Genomic DNA, 745 nt, shown 5'->3' with positions numbered 1-745 from the left:
ATTTCTTTTAGATCTGTGAGTCCATTATCACGGATAAAACCATTTGATATTTTGGACTTGATATCCTGCTGTGCAAATAGACCTGTTGTAAGTAACAGAAAGATAATTGAAGTTATTAATGTTTTCATTTTTTTATTTTTAAGGTGTACAAGGATTTACTTTGCTGATATTTCCATTTTGATCGCGTTTAACAGCTTTATTACGGTCAGTTTCACCTATTTTTTGTTTGCTCAAGTTAAACATTTTTCCGTACATTTTAATTAGTGCTGATTCTCCGGAAGCCTGATACTCTTCAATCGTAGTTCCGTTGCTATAATTCTGATTCATAAATTTTTCGGCGGCATTTTTATATTGCCTATTGGCACCTTCTTGAGAGGCACTGAAATTTCCGGTCATCATGGCAAATAATTGGGCATTCGCTATTGTGATCGTGTAAACATTACCTCCGCTAACTACTGAGGAACTAAAATTCCTAAGATAATTTTGCAGCTGGTTAGCAGGTATATTCTGTGAGTTAACCATCTCCAGTAGGTCAACTGCCGGATTGAAGATATCTGAAGGGCTCGGCGAGCCTTCACCCGGGTGATTATGTATATAACCAATCACATAGCCTCTGGTTGCATCCCATGATGGATTTACACTTTTACTACTGACCTTATTATCGGATGATGCCGGGTCAATATAAACTGAACTGGGATCATTGGGATCTCTGAGTTTTATTGCAGCCCCCCATTCCTCACTTTTA

The 745-nt window shown here is 37.7% G+C and carries 1 protein-coding gene; it reads right to left on the bottom strand.

The features are described 5' to 3' along the window. Window positions 1-138: 138 nt before the first annotated feature. The coding region (locus AC07UV_RS25685; RefSeq protein WP_495185852.1) for a hypothetical protein at window positions 139-745 on the bottom strand (607 nt) is incomplete at its 5' end.

It is taken from the genome of Sphingobacterium sp. GW821-FHT03E03, from assembly GCF_059420745.1.
The sequence above is the reverse complement of the archived record's forward strand: the minus strand, read 5'-3'. Positions and strand labels throughout refer to the sequence as shown.